Source organism: Caballeronia sp. Sq4a, assembly GCF_023170545.1.
GTDB lineage: Bacteria > Pseudomonadota > Gammaproteobacteria > Burkholderiales > Burkholderiaceae > Caballeronia.
In genome coordinates, this window is sequence record NZ_CP084250.1 from 1322961 (window position 1) to 1335939 (window position 12979).

A 12979-nucleotide genomic window follows, 5' to 3' on the forward strand; every position below is an offset into this window, starting at 1 on the left:
CGCTCGCACCCGGGCGCGGTGCCTTTTAGCAAGGCACTGCGCTTGCTCGATGGTCCTGGTTGCCGCTGAGGCGCCCGTCGTGCCTCAGCGCGCTCTTCGCGAAAGGAGTCGTCGCTCATGTCTCAAGCAACGCCGCAGTCCCAAGATTTGGATCGCCTCACGATCGACACGATCCGCACGCTGTCGATGGACGCCGTGCAGAAGGCCAATTCCGGCCACCCCGGCACGCCGATGGCGCTCGCCCCCGTCGCGTTCCATCTCTGGCAATACCATCTGCGCTACGACCCCGACGCGCCGCTCTGGCCGAACCGCGACCGCTTCGTGCTGTCGGTCGGGCACGCGTCGATGCTGCTGTATTCGCTGCTGCACCTCGCGGGCGTCAAGGAAGTGGACGAAAGCGGCAAGCCGACCGGCAACCCGGCCGTGTCGCTCGACGATATCAAGCAGTTCCGCCAGCTCGACAGCAAGACGCCCGGCCACCCGGAGTTCCGCATGACGGCCGGCGTCGAAACCACGACCGGGCCGCTCGGCCAGGGCCTCGGCAACAGCGTCGGCATGGCGATGGCCGCGCGCTGGAAGGAAGCGCACTTCAACAAGTCGGGCGCGCCGCTTTTCGATTACCGCGTCTATGCGCTGTGCGGCGACGGCGACATGATGGAAGGCATCTCGCACGAAGCGGCATCGCTCGCCGGGCATCTGAAGCTGTCCAACCTCATCTGGATTTACGACAGCAATCGCGTGACGATCGAAGGCCACACCGACCTCGCATACAGCGACGACGTGGAATCGCGCTTTCGCGGCTATAACTGGAACACGCTGCACGTCGACGACGCCAACGACGCCAACGCGCTCGAAGCCGCGCTCAAGCAAGCAAAGGCGACGACCGACAAGCCGACGCTGATCGTCGTGAAGAGCATCATCGGCTGGGGCGCGCCGAACAAGCAGGACACGGCGGCGGCGCACGGCGAGGCGCTCGGCGACGAGGAAATCAAGCTCGCGAAGAAGTTCTACGGCTGGCCGGAAGACGCGCAATTCCTCGTGCCCGACGGCGTCATGCAGCACTTCGCCGAAGGCATGGGCGCGCGCGGCAAGGCGGCGCATGCGGAATGGAAGCAACGCTTCGACGACTACGAGAAGCAGAACCCGGATCTGGCGAAACAGCTCTGGCAGATGCTCGAATCCAAGCTGCCCGATGACTGGGACGCCGACATCCCCACGTTCGAGGCGGACGCGAAGGGCATGGCGACGCGCGAATCGTCGGGCAAGGTGCTCAACGCCATCGCGAAGCGCATTCCGTGGATGATCGGCGGGGCGGCGGACCTCGCGCCATCGACGAAGACGAATCTCAAGTTCGAAGGCGCGGGCAGTTTCGAGCATGACAACTACGCGGGGCGCAATCTGCACTTCGGCATTCGCGAGCACGGCATGGGCTCGGTCGCCAACGGGCTCGCGCTCTCGAACATGCGGCCGTTCGCGTCCACGTTCCTGATTTTCAGCGACTACATGAAGCCGCCGATCCGGCTCTCCGCGATCATGGAAGTGCCGGTCATCTATGTGTTCACGCACGATTCCATCGGCGTGGGCGAGGACGGCCCGACGCATCAGCCGATCGAACAACTGGCTTCGCTGCGCGGCGTGCCGGGACTCTGCACACTGCGTCCGGCCGATGCGAACGAAGTGAGCGAGGCGTGGCGCGTGGCGCTGTCGTTCTCGAAGGAGCCGTCGTGCATCGTCGTCACGCGCCAGCCGCTGCCGACGTTCGACCGCACCAAGTTCGGCTCCGCTGAAGGCGTGCGGCGCGGAGCCTACGTGCTCGCCGATGCCGAGGGCGGCAAGAAGCCGGAAGTGCTGCTGCTCGCGACCGGCAGCGAAGTGTCGCTGTGCGTCGAAGCATGGGAGAAGCTCACGAGCGAGGGAATCGCGGCGCGCGTCGTGTCCATGCCGTCGTGGGACATCTTCGAGAAGCAGGACGACGCGTACAAGGACTCGGTGCTGCCGCCCGACGTGCATGCGCGCGTGGCCGTCGAGCAGGCCGCGACGCTCGGCTGGGACCGCTACGTGGGGCGCTTCGGCGCGACCATCGTGATGCACACGTTCGGCGCGTCGGCGCCGCTGAAGGCGCTGAAGACGAAGTTCGGCTTCACGCTCGAAGGCGTCTACGAAGCGGCGAAAAAGCAGATCGAGCGCGTCAAATCAGCCGGGGAGTGATCGACATGCAGATCGGCATCGTAGGGCTAGGGCGCATGGGCGGCAACATCGGCCGCCGCCTGATGCGCGACGGACACGAATGCGTCGTGTACGACCACAATCCGCAAGCCACCGACGCGCTCGCGAGCGAAGGCGCGACCGGCGCGAACGATCTCGGCGATCTCGTTGCGAAGCTCGCCGCGCCGCGCGTCATCTGGCTGATGCTGCCGGCCGGCAAGATCACCGAGGACACGCTTTCGGACCTGCACAAGATCCTGCAAGCGGACGATGTGGTCATCGACGGCGGCAACAGCTTCTACAAGGACGACATTCGCCGCGCCGCGCAGTTCAGGGAGCAGGGCGTGCATTATGTCGATGTGGGCACGTCGGGCGGCATCTGGGGACTGGAACGCGGCTACTGCATGATGATCGGCGGCGACGAGGCCATCGTGAGCCGGCTCGATCCGATCTTCGCGACGCTCGCGCCGGGACGCGGCGACATTCCCGCGACGCCGGGCCGCGAAGGACGCGATCCGCGCGTCGAGAACGGCTACATGTATTGCGGGCCGGTCGGGTCGGGGCACTTCGTGAAGATGGTGCACAACGGCATCGAGTACGGCCTGATGCAGGCGTATGCGGAAGGCTTCCACATTCTGAAGCACAAGGAATCGACGGACCTTCCCGAGAACGAGCGCTATTCGCTCGACCTGGCGGATATCGCGGAAGTGTGGCGGCGCGGCAGCGTGGTGTCGTCGTGGCTGCTGGACCTGACGGCGGGCGCGCTCGCGAGCGACGGCGGGCTGGAACACTTCTCGACCATCGTGGCGGACAGCGGCGAAGGGCGCTGGACGATCGAGGCGGCCATCGAGGAAGCCGTGCCTGCGCAGGTGCTTTCGGCGGCGCTGTACACGCGCTTCCGCTCGCGCGACGCCGATCTGTTCCCCGAGCGCATGCTGTCCGCGATGCGCTTCGGCTTTGGCGGCCACAAGGAGTTTCCGGCGAAGTGACGCGCTGAGCGCTCGTTAGACGGCGATGAACCGCGACGGTCCATCGCCGTTTTTCATTTCATCATGCGACGGCGGAAAAGCCACGCGCAGATGAAGAACGGCAGCACGGCATAAGCGGCGAGCACGCCTGCGTGCAGCGCGAAACCGTCGAGCGGGCGGCCGAGCATCGCGGGGCGGATCAGTTCGACGGCGTGAACGAGCGGCAGCGCCTGCGTCACATGCTGCGCGAGCGCGGGCAGTTGCGCGACCGGAAAGAAGACGCCGGACAGGAGCAGCATCGGCGTGAGCGCGAGCGTCTGATAGAACATGAAGAAGTCGTAGCTCGGCGCGATGGCCGTGACGATCATCGCGGTGCTCGCGAACGCCAGCCCGGTCAACACGATAACGGGCAGCGCGAGCAGCATCGACGGAAAACTCGCGTAGCCGAGCGCGCCCGCGACCAGCATGATCGCGACGCCCGAGAGCACCGACTTGCTCGCGGCCCAGACCACTTCGCCGAGCACGATATCGCCGAGCGTGAGCGGCGTGTGCATGATCGCTTCCCATGTGCGCTGCACGTGCATGCGCGAGAAGCCGGAGTACATCGCCTCGAAGCTCGCGGACATCATCACGCTGGAGGCCACCGTGCCCGCGGCGAGAAACGCGATATACGACACGCCCTCGACGTGGCCGACCATCAGGCCGAGACCGAGTCCGAGGCCGAACAGATAGATCATCGGGTCGGCGAGGTTGCCGATCATCGAGGCGACCGCGAGCTTCTTCCAGACGAGGTAATTGCGCCGCCAGACCGACATCCAGTGCGTTGCGTTCGCCGGCAGCGCGTTGGTGAGCGGCGCGGCGTCGCGCGGGTGCGTCTCGCTCGGCTTTTTGCTGGCGACGCGCGGTTGATCGAAGGTTTCCATCGCGTTTAATCCACCATTTCACGCCCGGTCAGGCGCAAGAAAACATCTTCCAGATTCGCGGGACGATGCAGATAGCGCACGCCCTCGCGCCCCTTGACGCGCGCGTGGACGGCTTGCGGATCGTCGACGTAGCAAAAAAGCGTCTCGCCGCTCACTTCCATGCGCTCGACGAGCGGTTGCAGTTCGGCGGCCAGCGCCTGCGGATCGGGGCCGTAAATCTCGATCACGTCCGAGCCGATCACCGACGCGATCAGGTCGCGCGGACGGCCTTCGGCAATCTTCCGGCCTTCTTCGATCACGCAGACGCGGTCGCACAGGCGCTCGGCTTCCTCCATGAAATGCGTCGTGAGCAGCATGGTCTTGCCGCGCGCGAGCAGCGAGCGCAGACGTTCCCAGATGAGATGGCGGGCCTGAGGGTCGAGACCGGTGGTCGGTTCGTCCATGATCAGCACGTCGGGATCGTTGACGAGGGCGCGCGCCAAGGTCAGCCGCCGCTTCATGCCGCCGGACAATTCGCCGACGCGCGCATCCGCCTTGTTTTCGAGCCGCGCGAATTCGAGCAGCGACGGCACGAGCGCGTCCATGCGCGCGCCCGCAATACCGAAATAGCGGCCGAAGACGACGAGGTTCTCGCGTACGCTGAAGTCGGGATCGAGATTGTCGAACTGCGGCACGACGCCGACGCGTTCGCGGGCGAAACGCGCGCGCGACGGCACCGTTTCGCCGACGAGCCGAATGTTTCCGTGATCCGGCGACGTCATGCCGAGCAGCATCCTGAGCGTCGTCGTCTTGCCCGCGCCGTTCGGCCCGAGCAAGCCGAAGCATTCGCCGGGACGCACGTCGAACGACAGGCCGTCGACGACGTTCTTCGCGCCGTAGCTTTTTATAACTTCGCTGAATTCGATGGCGGGCGCGCCGGCTGATTCCGGGGCGTGCTCGCGCGTGGTGCGCTGTGTCATGCGTGTTATGCCGGGGAAAGTTCAGCGAGCTAGTGTAATCGAATGCACCGGCGCGGCGCTTGCGCGGGCAGAAGCGGTGCGCCGGGCGAGTCGTGCGAACATGCAGAAAGCCGCGAAGCCTTGTGCGACGGGCTTCGTCGCAATCTGGCACGCGGCCAGCTAGTCATGAGTCCAACGTGGCGCGGGTTCGGCGCGCTATTGCGTGAAGTTAGCGTTTTCCATCGTTGCCACGTCCGGCGCGGCACAGGATCATGAAGTTACGCCGCAGTCAATCTGCGATGCGGCAGGGAGGCATCATGACAAGCTACAGAAAGATTCTGCTGTGCTACGACGGTTCCAGAGAGGGCCGCAAGGCGCTGCGCCAGGGCGCGAACCTCGCGCTCGACCTCAACGCGGAAACGCACGTGCTCGCGGTGGTCGACATGCGGTCGAGCATTGCGCAGAGCGCCGGATTGCTGACCGATATGGCCTGCGGGCGCTTCGAAGACGCGGCGCGCGATATTTTGCAGGAAGGCGTCGAGTGGCTGCGCGAGCGTGGCCTGTCGGCGCAGGGGCATTTCGCGTTCGGCCATCCGATCGACGAAATCGCGGCGCTGGCCGACAGCCTTAAGGTCGATCTCGTCGTCGTCGGGCACCGCTGCCGGAGCGGACTCGCTCGTTGGTGGATGGGCGCGGGCAACACCCCTTTGCTGGATCGCGTGTCGTGCAGCATTCTGGTTGCCGTCTGTCAGGCAGGCGAATCGGCGGAAGCGGAAGATGCCGCTGCGTATGCCGCGAAGCCCGCGAAGGCCGAAGCGGGCGCGTGAGCGTGGATGGCTGGCGAAGGCGCGTCAGCCGTTGAGATCGACGGCGACGAGCTTCCATGACACTAGCCCGCTGCGGTGAAATATGGCGGAATAGCGGGCGTCGCCTGCGCCGTGCTGGTACGTCACCACGAACGTGTTGATGCCGCGATAGCCGGCCGTCGTCTGCGGCGGTTGCGGAGCCGAATTGGATGCGCTCACGGACGCGCTCGCCGAAGCCGACGCGTTTGCATCGGCTTTGCCGGCCGCGGGCGGACGTTCGCCGGGATTGCCGCGCGGCGGTATGCCGTTCAGGATGGCGGCGACTCCGTCCGGCGTCGCGTATGAATCCACGAGCGGGCCGACCAGCGCCGCGCCGATCATCGCGCCGATGATGGCGAGCGGGTTGCCGCTCTTCTGCACATCGATGCGCCGCGTGAGCAGCGCGGCGATCTGATCCTTCAAGCTCGCGCGCAATGCGGGGAAATCGACGTATTGGTTGACCGTTTGGGCGTCGCGCGCGTCGGCGGCGCGCTTGACGCGGTCCAGCACGATATACGGCGACGCATAGACGAAGCCGAGCGCCGCGACGAGCAATACGGCGGCGAGCGTGGCAATAACGGAACGAGCGGTGCGGGACATGCGACGGCCAAACCTTTAGCGAAGGTTAATGCAGGATTGACCGCGCCGACGCACGACTAATTCCCCAACTCGCCGCCAGTTCACGCCACCGTTCCGCCCGTGAGACCGGCGCGCTCTTCGTCGATGCAGCGGTCGATCATGCGCGACACTTCGCCGATCTTGCCGACGAGGATCAGCCGCGACTCGCTCCGATAAACGCGCACGGGAGTACTCCGCGGCGGCTCCGCGTGAACCGTCTGCGTCAGCGACACCCGCGCGAACGCAGGCTGGCGAGACGGCAGCGCGGGCATGGAATCGAAGAGATCCGGTGCAGCTTCGGCCCGCGAAGGCGCCGCGGCGCCGCAAGGAATCAACGCACGCAGATGGCGCAGACGGCCGAACTTGCGAAAGGGCAGCAAACGGGCAAAACGTTCCATCATGACTCTCCAGACGATAGGACGCACCACGGCATGCCGCAAGCGGCTGCCGTCCGTGCTTGATGTACTCGAAACGCGCCGCGTCTTGCGTGGCGTGAAGAGGCGCTCAGCGACGCTTCAAAGCGCGCTGCCGCCGCTGACTAGAACTCGCCTGAGCGGATCAGGCCCACTGCAATGCCTTCCAGCGCGAAGTCTCCGCTGCCCGACCGCACGAAAATATTCTCGTAGTCCGGGTTCTCCGCGATGAGCTCGACGCCGTCGGGACGTCGCTTCCAACGCTTGACCGTGACGTCGTCGCCGAGCCGCGCAACGACGATTTGTCCGTCCTTCGCCTCGGTGCGCTTTTGAACGGCGAGCAGGTCGCCGTCCAGAATGCCGGCGTCGCGCATCGACAAACCGCGCACTTTCAGCAGGTAGTCGGGCTTGCTGGAGAAGAGCGCGGGATCGCACGCGTAGTGCTGCGAAATATGCTCCTGCGCGAGGATAGGACTGCCCGCCGCCACACGGCCCACGAGCGGCAACGAGAGCTGCATGATGCTTGCGTGCGGCAAGGTGAACTGGTGCGGAACGTCTTCGGACCGGCCCGCGTCGCCAATCAGCCGGATGCCGCGCGACGAACCCGCAGCCAGCTCGATGACGCCCTTACGCGCCAGTGCCCGCAGATGCTCTTCCGCAGAGTTCGCGGAACTGAAGCCGAGCTCAGCGGCAATCTCCGCGCGGGTCGGCGGAAAGCCGGTGCGCTCGATTGCGCGCTGGAGCAGTTCGAAGACCTGCTGCTGACGCGCGGTAAGTTTTGAGGTTCTGGTCACTGGCTCGGGCCTCTCGTGCACTGTATGGATCAACAGATGACTGTATTTTTATACAGTATTCGGCGCTTTTCAAGCATTACTTTAAGTTCGGCTCGAAACCGCAACACGCTCCGTCGTTCGGCCCCCCGCAAGCGCCGGCGACTTGCTTTAGCAGCTTTCGATATAAAAGACTGAAAAACGATTATTTCTGTTCATATAGGCCCGCCGATAGACTGATTCCGTCAATTGGATAAGACGGAGAACGGGGAATGCAAAGCACGAAAGCGGGATTGGGGACCAGGGCACGCAAAGCGCTGACCGCGCTGGCGCTGACGGCGGCGGGCATCGGCGCGATGGTCGCGGCGAGCACGCAAGCCCACGCGCAGACGTCGTTTCTGAATGTGTCGTACGACCCGACGCGCGAGCTCTATCAGGACTTCAATCAGGCATTCGCCAAGAAGTGGAAAGCCGAAACAGGCGAGGCCGTCACGTTCAAGCAGTCGCATGGCGGCTCGGGCGGACAGGCGCGCGCGGTCATCGACGGCCTGCAGGCGGACGTCGTCACGCTCGCGCTCGCCTACGACATCGACGCGCTCGCGGGCAAGGGACTCGTCGCCGCGGACTGGCAGAAGCGGCTGCCGGATAACGCCTCGCCGTACACGTCGACGATCGTGTTCCTCGTGCGCAAGGGCAACCCGAAGCACATCAAGGACTGGGACGACCTCACGAAGCCGGGCGTCTCCATCGTCACGCCGAACCCGAAAACGTCGGGCGGGGCGCGCTGGAACTATCTCGCCGCGTGGGCCTACGCGCAGCACAAGCCGGGCGGCAACGAGCAAACCGCGAAGGACTTCGTCGCGAAGCTGTACAAGAACGCGGGCGTGCTCGATTCCGGCGCGCGCGGCGCCACGACGAGCTTCGTGCAGCGCGGCCAGGGCGACGTGCTGATTGCGTGGGAGAACGAGGCGTTTCTGTCGTTGAAGGAGTTCGGTCCGGACAAGTTCGAGATCGTGGTGCCTTCGGTGAGCATTCTGGCCGAGCCGCCGGTCGCGGTGGTCGACAAGGTCGTCGACAAGCACGGCACGCGCAAGCTCGCCGAGGCGTATCTCAAGTATCTGTACAGCGACGAAGGCCAGCAGATCGCCGCGCGCAATTTCTATCGTCCGCGCTCGGACAAGGTGCCGGCCGACCTCACGAAGCAGTTCCCGAAGATCAAGCTCTACACCATCGACGACACGTTCGGCGGCTGGACCAAGGCGCAGAAGACGCATTTCGCCGATGGCGGCGTGTTCGATTCCATCTATCAGCCGCAATAACAACTGCAGTAAGCGCGCAAAGCGCGAAGCAAACCGAAGCGGCGCGCCATGACGCCGCCGGTCACACAAGCATTCGATGACACGCGCTCCCCGGCGCACTGGAACAGGACGAAAGCAAGGATGACGACTTTCACTTTGCGCAAGCCGAGCGCGCTACCGGGCTTCGGCCTGACGCTCGGCATCACGCTCGCGTATCTGAGCCTCGTGGTGTTGATACCGCTCGCCGCCACGTTCGCGAAGACGGCGACGCTCGACTGGGCGCAGTTCGTCCGCGCGGTGACATCGCCGCGCGTATTGGCGTCGTATCGGCTGACCTTCGGCGCGGCGCTCGGCGGGGCGCTCATCAACGCGGTGTTCGGCTTTCTGGTCGCGTGGGTGCTCGTGCGCTATACCTTTCCGATGAAGCGCATCGTGGATGCCATCGTCGATTTGCCGTTCGCGTTGCCGACTTCGGTCGCGGGCATCTCGCTCGCGGCCGTCTATGCGGGCAACGGCTGGATCGGGCAGTATCTCGCGCCGCTCGGCGTCAAGGTCGCGTTCACGCCGCTCGGCGTGCTGGTGGCGCTGACGTTCATCGGCTTGCCGTTCGTCGTGCGCACGGTGCAGCCGGTGCTCGAAGACTTCGAGCGCGAGCAGGAAGAAGCCGCCGCGTGCCTCGGCGCGACGCGCTGGCTGACGTTTCGCCGCGTCGTCTTGCCGACGCTTTTCCCGGCGCTGCTGACGGGCTTCGCGCTGGCGTTCGCGCGCGCGCTCGGCGAATACGGCTCGGTGATTTTCATCGCGGGCAACGTGCCGATGAAGTCGGAAATCACGTCGCTTCTCATCATCACGAAGCTCGAACAGTATGACTATGCGGGCGCCACTGCGCTCGCCGTCGTCATGCTGTGCGTGTCGTTCCTGATGCTGCTCCTCATCAACACGCTGCAATGGTTCCTGCAACGGCGCACGAGCCGCACGGGCGCGATCCCTGCGCACGCCGCGCATGCCGCGTCCGCGCAAGGGAGCCACGCATGAGCACGCCCGACACCAAAGCCATCGCGATGAACACCGCTGCGCCACGCGATGCCCGCACGCTCGATCCCGTCACCGAACCGCGCGCGGTGCGCTGGCTGCTCACGGGCATCGCGCTGCTGTTCCTCGCGCTCTTTCTCGTGGTGCCGCTCGTCGCCGTGTTCGCGCAAGCGTTCGCAAAGGGCATCGACTATTACTTCGAGTCGCTCAAAGACCCAGACGCGTGGTCCGCGATTAAGCTCACGTTGACGACGGCGGCGATTGCGGTGCCGCTCAACGTCGTGTTCGGCCTCGCGGCGTCGTGGGCGATCGCGAAGTTCGACTTCCGCGGCAAGGCGCTGCTGACTACGCTCATCGACTTGCCGTTCTCGGTTTCGCCCGTGATTTCAGGCCTGATCTACGTGCTGATGTTCGGCGCGCAGGGCTGGTTCGGTCCGTGGCTCGCGGCGCACGACGTGCAGATCATCTTCGCGGTGCCGGGCATCGTGCTCGCGACGATCTTCGTGACCTTCCCGTTCGTCGCGCGCGAACTGATTCCGCTGATGCAGGCGCAAGGCAACGACGAGGAAGAAGCCGCGCATGTGCTGGGCGCTTCGGGCTGGCAGATTTTTCGCCGCGTGACGCTGCCGAACGTGAAGTGGGGCCTGCTGTATGGCGTGATTCTCTGCAATGCACGCGCGATGGGCGAGTTCGGCGCGGTTTCGGTGGTATCGGGCCACATTCGCGGACAGACCGACACCATGCCGCTGCACGTCGAGATCCTCTATAACGAATACAACTTCTCGGCCGCGTTCGCCGTGGCCTCGCTGCTCGCGTTGCTTGCGCTCGTGACGCTCGGACTCAAGCTCGTCGCGGAACGCCGCATGTCGCAATCGCTCGCCGATGCAGGCGCCAAGAACTAAGGCAAAGGAAACATCATGAGCATCATCGTTCGCAATCTGCAAAAGCGCTTCGGCGATTTCACCGCGCTCGACAACGTCACGCTCGACTTTCCCGCGGGCGAACTCGTCGCGCTGCTCGGGCCGTCGGGATGCGGCAAGACCACGCTGCTGCGCGTGATCGCGGGCCTCGAATATGCCGATGCCGGCCAGGTCGTGCTCAACGGCGAAGACGTCGCGCAAGTGGGCGCACGCGACCGGCAAGTGGGCTTCGTCTTCCAGCATTACGCGCTGTTCCGCCACATGACGGTGTTCGAAAACGTGGCGTTCGGTCTGCGCGTGAAGCCGCGCCGCGAGCGTCCGTCGGAAGCCGTGATCCGCGAGAAAGTGCACGAATTGCTGAAGCTCGTGCAACTGGACTGGCTTGCGCAGCGGTTTCCTTCCGAGCTCTCGGGCGGGCAGCGGCAACGCATCGCGCTTGCGCGCGCGCTCGCTGTCGAACCGAAAGTGCTGCTGCTCGACGAGCCGTTCGGCGCGCTCGATGCGAAGGTGCGCAAGGAACTGCGAAGCTGGCTGCGACGCCTGCACGACGATCTGCATATCTCCACGCTCTTCGTCACGCACGATCAGGAAGAGGCGCTCGAAGTGGCGGATCGTATCGTCGTGATGAATCATGGCCGCGTGGAGCAGATCGGCAGCCCGCAGGATGTGTACGATCATCCGCAGACATCGTTCGTATATGAATTCCTCGGCGCGGCGAATCGCCTTCAGGGTCATGTCGATGCGGGCGGCTTCGTCGCCGATGGCGCGGCGCAAGCCATCGCCGCGCAAGCGCACTTCAGCGGACGCGCGCTCGCTTACGTGCGGCCGCACGACCTCGCGTTGTACCGCGCCGACGATGCCGCGGGCCTCGCGCATCGCGACGGTATCGTGGTCGGCGTGCGGCGCGTGGTGACGCTCGGCGGCTCGGTGCGTGTGGAACTGGAAGGCGACGCGGGCGGCGTGCTCGAAGCGGAACTGGATCGGGAAGCGTGGCGCGCGCTGAAGCTCGATATCGGCGATGGCGTGCGCGCCGTGCCGCGCGCGCTGCGCGTCTTTCCGGCGCAATGAGACATCCATAAAACGGCAGCAAGACAAGAGAGGCGAACCATGAACTTCCAGCAACTGCGCTTCGTGCGCGAGGCCGTGCGTCAGAACATGAATCTGACGGAAGTAGCGAACGTGCTGTACACGTCGCAGTCGGGCGTGTCCAAGCAGATCAAGGATCTCGAAGACGAACTGGGCGTCGATATCTTCATCCGGCGCGGCAAGCGGCTCACGGGGCTGACCGAGCCGGGCAAGCAGGTGCATCAGCTGATCGAACGCATGTTGCTCGATGCGGAGAACCTGCGGCGCGTGGCGCGCCAGTTCGCGGATCAGGACAACGGCCATCTCGTGGTCGCCACAACGCACACGCAGGCTCGCTACGCGCTGCCGAAAGTGATCCGTCAGTTCACCGAAGTATTCCCGAAGGTGCATCTTGCGCTGCGGCAGGGCAGTCCGCAACAGATCGCGCAGATGATCGTGAACGGCGAGGCGGATATCGGCATCTCGACAGAGGCGCTCGACCGTTATCCCGACATCGTCACGTTTCCGTGCTATTCGTGGCACCACACGGTCGTGGTGCCGAAGGACCATCCGCTCGTCGGGCGTAAAGACATCACGCTGGAGCAGATCGCCGAATATCCGATCGTCACCTACGATCAGGATTTCACGGGGCGTTCACACGTCGACCAGGCGTTCGCGAGCGCGGGCGCGATGCCCGACATCGTGCTCACCGCCATCGACGCGGACGTGATCAAGACGTATGTGGAACTCGGCATGGGCATCGGCATCGTCGCGGCGATGGCCTATGACGCCAAGCGCGACACCGAACTCGTCGCGCTCGATACGCAGCACTTGTTCGAGGCGAGCACCACGCGCGTGGGCTTGCGCAAGGGCGCGTTCCTGCGCGCGTATGCGTACCGGCTGATCGAAATGTTCGCGCCGCAACTCGACGAAGCGCAGATCGCCGCGCAACTGCGCGAAGCGGCCTGAAACACGCATGCCGGC

The 12979-nt window shown here is 64.9% G+C and carries 13 protein-coding genes; 8 read left to right on the forward strand and 5 right to left on the reverse strand.

All coding sequences use genetic code 11. The annotated features are described in order from the left end of the window. The first annotated feature begins 117 nt into the window (after positions 1 to 117). Both tkt and gnd read left to right on the forward strand, forming a co-directional pair. Positions 118 to 2208, forward strand: a complete 2091-nt coding sequence (gene tkt, locus LDZ24_RS06310) for a transketolase (RefSeq protein ID WP_248322159.1) — start codon at positions 118 to 120, stop codon at positions 2206 to 2208. Then, positions 2193 to 3194 (forward strand): phosphogluconate dehydrogenase (NAD(+)-dependent, decarboxylating), encoded by a 1002-nt coding sequence (gene gnd, locus LDZ24_RS06315; RefSeq protein WP_248322285.1) that lies wholly within the window; start codon positions 2193 to 2195, stop codon positions 3192 to 3194. The genes tkt and gnd overlap by 16 nt, the downstream gene beginning before the upstream one ends. A gap of 53 nt (positions 3195 to 3247) precedes the next feature. On the opposite strand, the gene LDZ24_RS06320 is transcribed toward gnd, so the two are convergent. Continuing rightward, the gene (locus LDZ24_RS06320) at positions 3248 to 4096 is read right to left on the reverse strand and encodes an ABC transporter permease (protein ID WP_256465388.1); all 849 of its coding nucleotides are present in this window, start codon (positions 4094 to 4096) and stop codon (positions 3248 to 3250) included. Between the two features lie 5 nt (positions 4097 to 4101). Beyond that, entirely contained in the window at positions 4102 to 5055 is a 954-nt protein-coding gene (gene nodI / locus LDZ24_RS06325) for a nodulation factor ABC transporter ATP-binding protein NodI (RefSeq protein ID WP_248322160.1), read from the reverse strand. Between the two features lie 296 nt (positions 5056 to 5351). On the opposite strand from nodI, the gene LDZ24_RS06330 reads away from it, so the two are divergent. After that, on the forward strand, positions 5352 to 5861 hold the full coding sequence (locus tag LDZ24_RS06330) for a universal stress protein (RefSeq protein ID WP_175940227.1): 510 nt from the start codon (positions 5352 to 5354) through the stop codon (positions 5859 to 5861). A 24-nt stretch (positions 5862 to 5885) separates the two neighbouring features. On the opposite strand, the gene LDZ24_RS06335 is transcribed toward LDZ24_RS06330, so the two are convergent. The 3 genes from LDZ24_RS06335 to lexA all read right to left on the reverse strand — a co-directional run bounded on the left by LDZ24_RS06335 (position 5886) and on the right by lexA (position 7704). Next, entirely contained in the window at positions 5886 to 6479 is a 594-nt protein-coding gene (locus tag LDZ24_RS06335) for a DUF2939 domain-containing protein (protein ID WP_248322161.1), read from the reverse strand. Positions 6480 to 6559: 80 nt separating this feature from the next. Beyond that, positions 6560 to 6895: a hypothetical protein gene (locus LDZ24_RS06340; RefSeq protein WP_248322287.1), complete on the reverse strand. Its 336-nt coding sequence runs from the start codon at positions 6893 to 6895 to the stop codon at positions 6560 to 6562. Positions 6896 to 7035: 140 nt separating this feature from the next. Continuing rightward, on the reverse strand, positions 7036 to 7704 hold the full coding sequence (lexA, locus tag LDZ24_RS06345) for a transcriptional repressor LexA (RefSeq protein ID WP_175940229.1): 669 nt from the start codon (positions 7702 to 7704) through the stop codon (positions 7036 to 7038). Positions 7705 to 7952: 248 nt separating this feature from the next. On the opposite strand from lexA, the gene LDZ24_RS06350 reads away from it, so the two are divergent. The 5 genes from LDZ24_RS06350 (at position 7953) to LDZ24_RS06370 (ending at position 12964) form a co-directional block, all read left to right on the forward strand. Beyond that, positions 7953 to 8999, forward strand: a complete 1047-nt coding sequence (locus LDZ24_RS06350; protein WP_248322162.1) for a sulfate ABC transporter substrate-binding protein — start codon at positions 7953 to 7955, stop codon at positions 8997 to 8999. Between the two features lie 120 nt (positions 9000 to 9119). Next, positions 9120 to 10013 (forward strand): sulfate ABC transporter permease subunit CysT, encoded by an 894-nt coding sequence (gene cysT, locus LDZ24_RS06355; protein WP_248322163.1) that lies wholly within the window; start codon positions 9120 to 9122, stop codon positions 10011 to 10013. Then, a complete protein-coding gene (gene cysW, locus LDZ24_RS06360; protein ID WP_248322164.1) occupies positions 10010 to 10912 on the forward strand; it encodes a sulfate ABC transporter permease subunit CysW in 903 nt (300 codons plus the stop codon). The genes cysT and cysW overlap by 4 nt, the downstream gene beginning before the upstream one ends. Positions 10913 to 10927: 15 nt before the next feature. Then, positions 10928 to 11998, forward strand: coding sequence for a sulfate/molybdate ABC transporter ATP-binding protein (locus LDZ24_RS06365; protein ID WP_248322165.1), 1071 nt, complete (start codon positions 10928 to 10930; stop codon positions 11996 to 11998). Between the two features lie 39 nt (positions 11999 to 12037). Further along, the gene (locus LDZ24_RS06370; RefSeq protein ID WP_175940234.1) at positions 12038 to 12964 is read left to right on the forward strand and encodes a CysB family HTH-type transcriptional regulator; all 927 of its coding nucleotides are present in this window, start codon (positions 12038 to 12040) and stop codon (positions 12962 to 12964) included. Positions 12965 to 12979: the final 15 nt, after the last annotated feature.